Below are 2,954 nucleotides of genomic sequence, written 5' to 3' on the forward strand. Positions count from 1 at the left end.
CCGCGAAAAGATTAGGGATTCCTAGAAGTCAGCTTTTTGCCAAGGCATTAGAAGAATTTATTCAATTACATAGTAAAGAATCCGTCACAGAAAGATTAAATAAAATCTATCTCAAAGGAAATGCTAGCTCTAAGGAAAATATAAATAATCTATCCGTTGAACTACTGCGTAAGAGTTTAAAGAATGATTCGTGGTGAAATATGGTGGGTGGATTTAGGAATTCCTTTTGGCAGTGAGCCTGGTTTTAGAAGACCTGTTCTCATTGTGCAAGATGATTCTTTTAATGAAAGCAATATCAATACAGTGATTGTTATCTCAATTACATCAAATTTAAATATAGCCGAAGCTCCAGGAAACGTAACCTTATCAAAAAAGGATTCTAATCTTTCTAAAGACTCGGTTGTAAATGTTTCACAAACGGTTACTTTGGATAGAGAAAGATTTTTAAATAAAGCTGGCAAACTGAAGCCAAACAAGATGTCTGAAGTTGAAGAAGGTCTAAAGCTCGTTCTTGGCCTTGATTAAAGGGCACTGCGTATAACTGTCGGTGCTTCCGCTCCGCTTCGAGCTTGCTTACGCAACTCTCGCTTGGCCTTCGGCACATTTCGCTTTGTCACTCGTCTTGCAGAGCAAGTCTCGTGCCAAGTGCTTGCGCACTCGCGAAACGTCGTCAAGCCTTGGTCGTTATACGAAATGCTTGGGGAAATTTAATGAATACGATAAATAGAACAGAATTCCTTGCGAAACTGACGATGATTGGTGGGACAGAGGAAGAAGTCTTAAGTTTAATTGCTCAAGAAGTTGAAACTGCTCTCTCTGAATGTATGTCAAAAAAATCGGTTTTAGGGATAGACATTGTTGGGTATAGCCAATATTCCACGGAAAGGCAATTGCTTATTCCAATATTGTTCCACTCGATTTACTCGTCTACTTGTGAACATTTAATGGAATATGAATCACTTTTCTTCTCAGAGTATAAGAATATAGACGATTTTCGTCGTGATTTTATTGATACAGGAGATGGTGGATTTCAAATATTTAAAGATCCGATTCAAAGTCTAATATTCTCCATATATTTTCAATTGAATATTAAAAGGTATAATTCCAGAGGGGTAATGCACGGATTGCGATCCTTTTTAGGAAAAGTTAATCTACGTTATTCTGTCACCTATGACGATTTATATAAAATTGATGGTAATTTCTATGGGTCATCAATTATCAATTGCGCACGAATATTGTCCAAAGACCGACTTGATCGATTTCTTATGGATGAAAATACATATGACTGGTTTGATTTGAATGTGCACGGTATCGAAAATTTTGCAAATCTAGAAAAACGCGATTTTAAAATTATTGATCATTTTAAGGAATACGACCTTAGTAAGAGTACCTTTCTATTTCCAAGTTCGATTGAGGAGGAAGACCCTCCGTTTATAAGTTCAGATATTCAAAGAATTGGTAATATACGATCGAAGAATACAACGTTGAGCATATTTAGTTATCATGCTCAGGTAATGCTTTTTTCTGGGGACCAAGTAGACCAAGGAAAATTCAGCAAATTTACTTGTACTTTGGGTAATTTGAATCTTTCGGGAATTACAGATTGATCCCCAAGCACTTCGTATAACTTTCGAGTTGGCGTTACGCTTCGAGATCGCTTCGCGACTCTCGCTCCAGGCTTCGCCACATTTCGCTTTGTCACTCGTCTTGCAGAGCAAGACTCGCGCCAAGTGCTTACGCACTCGCGAAACGTCGCCAACCCTTGGTCGTTAGGCGCACATCCGATAAATACTTTCTTTTTTATTTTAGGGTTAAATATTTTTTAAGAGTCTTAGTAAATTTTCCTTAGGGTTAGTCCGCTCCTTTGATGTTCTGGTGCTGCGATTTAAGTTTCATCTTGATAATTAGATTGCAGGGGAAAGTTATAACTAGTGCCGTATTCGGAGCGGGGAATTGGCATCTGAAAGCGACATTCTACAGTAATGTCAATTTACTGAATTAGCAAAATGCAACTAATTGAATGCACCTTGTTTCGATCGGACGCCGCCTAACTATCGGTGCTTCCGCTACGCTTCGGGATTGCTAACGCAACCCTCGCTCGGGCTACGCCACATTTGCTTCTGTCACTTCGCTTGCAAAGCAAGCTCGTGCCATCGCAAACGTCGGAACACCTTGGTCGTTAGGCGCAAGTGCCAAAAAATAATTCTGCTTATAAAAAATAGTTAAAAGAAACTAAGATAGTAAAGTAGATCTGAAATTTGACTAAGCTCGTCTTTAATGGTTAATAAGTTGTCCAAATTTTATTTGACAACAATAGATTAAAGGCTCAAATATCAATCATGCCTTCAACAAAACAACAGGCTCTTGATCTTATCGAGAATTTGCCAGATGATTCATCATTTGATGATATTATGGAAGAACTTTTTTTCTCAAAGAAAGTTCAGGAAGGTTTATCTGATTTAGATAGTAGTAAAACAATTTCGCATAAACAAGTTTTAGAAGAAATAACTAAATGGCGAAAGAGATAATTTGGTCTCTCAGAGCCAAGTCAGATTTGCAAGATATTTATGACTATATTGCTAAAGATTCTGAAGTTTATGCATTAAACGTTGTAAATAAAATAATAGATGTCGTCGAGAATATACCAGGTTTTCCATTGATGGGTAGGGTTGTTCCTGAATTCAATATTGAAAATCTACGAGAACGGCTTTCTGGAAATTATCGAATAGTCTATAGAATTAGTAATTCTCAAAATATTGAAATCGTTACTATTCATCATTCAGCAAGATTGTTAAAATAATTAACTTTCAATATTTTGGCACCTACGCCTAACTTTCGCCTCAGCCGCAGCGCTTCGGGCTCGCTACGCGACCCTTGCTTGGCCTACGGCACATTTCGCTTTGTCACTCGTCTTGCTAAGCAAGCCTCGCGCCAAGTGCTTACGCACTCGCGAA

Annotated in this window: 5 protein-coding genes; all 5 read left to right on the forward strand. The window is 38.1% G+C overall.

The features are described 5' to 3' along the window. The coding region (locus LEP1GSC192_RS16155) for a hypothetical protein (RefSeq protein WP_036090670.1) at nucleotides 1-197 on the forward strand (197 nt) is incomplete at its 5' end. Further along, nucleotides 184-525: a type II toxin-antitoxin system PemK/MazF family toxin gene (locus LEP1GSC192_RS16160; protein ID WP_036090497.1), complete on the forward strand. Its 342-nt coding sequence runs from the start codon at nucleotides 184-186 to the stop codon at nucleotides 523-525. The genes LEP1GSC192_RS16155 and LEP1GSC192_RS16160, both read left to right, overlap by 14 nt. Nucleotides 526-710: 185 nt before the next feature. After that, the gene (locus LEP1GSC192_RS19970) at nucleotides 711-1,607 is read left to right on the forward strand and encodes a hypothetical protein (protein ID WP_020771069.1); all 897 of its coding nucleotides are present in this window, start codon (nucleotides 711-713) and stop codon (nucleotides 1,605-1,607) included. Nucleotides 1,608-2,339: 732 nt separating this feature from the next. After that, entirely contained in the window at nucleotides 2,340-2,528 is a 189-nt protein-coding gene (locus tag LEP1GSC192_RS16170) for a hypothetical protein (protein WP_036090674.1), read from the forward strand. Beyond that, entirely contained in the window at nucleotides 2,513-2,800 is a 288-nt protein-coding gene (locus tag LEP1GSC192_RS16175) for a type II toxin-antitoxin system RelE/ParE family toxin (RefSeq protein WP_036090677.1), read from the forward strand. The genes LEP1GSC192_RS16170 and LEP1GSC192_RS16175 overlap by 16 nt, the downstream gene beginning before the upstream one ends. Nucleotides 2,801-2,954: the final 154 nt, after the last annotated feature.

This window comes from Leptospira sp. B5-022, assembly GCF_000347035.1.
GTDB classification, from domain to species: domain Bacteria; phylum Spirochaetota; class Leptospiria; order Leptospirales; family Leptospiraceae; genus Leptospira_B; species Leptospira_B cinconiae.